Origin of the sequence: Methylobacterium indicum, from assembly GCF_001043895.1 — a bacterium.
Classification (GTDB): Bacteria; Pseudomonadota; Alphaproteobacteria; order Rhizobiales; family Beijerinckiaceae; genus Methylobacterium; species Methylobacterium indicum.
This window is the reverse complement of the sequence record NZ_JTHF01000374.1, coordinates 1-606: the sequence shown is the minus strand read 5'-3', so window position 1 is coordinate 606 and position 606 is coordinate 1. Positions and strand designations below refer to the sequence as shown.

Sequence of the window (606 nt, the reverse complement as noted above, 5' to 3'; positions counted from 1 at the left end):
GCCCGCCGCCCTGTTCGAGCGGGTGCGCCTGCGGGTCGCCGAGACGACCCGCGGCGCCGAGGTGCCGTGGAGCGCCTCCCGCATCGAGGCGCCGTTCGTCTTCCTGGAGCGGGAGGCGGGCGCGCCCTCCCTCGCCGGCTTCGCGCCGCCGCAGAAGCCGCTCGGCGAAATCGGCGCGCGGGAGGCCTACGCCGCCTGCCTCGCCCGCGACACCCTGCCGGCCTACGAGGACTTCACCGCCGCCTACCCCCGCGACCCGCTGGCCAAGCGCGTGCGGGCGATCATCGCGGCGCGGCGCGAGGCCCTGACGTGGCGCGCGAGCGCCATGGCGGACACGCCGGATTCCTACTGGTCCTACCTCGCCCGCTATCCCCGCGGTCCGCATGCCTGGGATGCCCGTCGCCGCCTCTCGGCGTTCGCCGTGGCGCTGGCGCCGCCGCCGGATTACCGGGCCTTCGCCTACGACGTGCCGCCGCCGCCGCCCGACGAGATCGTCTATGTCGAGCGCCCGGCCCTCGTCCTCGACGATCCGGTCTACGCCCTGCCGCCGCCGCCCGCGGTCTTTCTGCCGCCGCCCCCGGTCGTGCTGGTCGAGCTGGCCCCGCC

1 pseudogene is annotated in these 606 nt (G+C 76.9%); it reads left to right on the top strand.

Annotation, left to right across the window (positions count from 1 at the left end):
• A pseudogene (locus QR78_RS35245) lies at positions 1 to 606 on the top strand (caspase family protein); the annotation flags it as partial.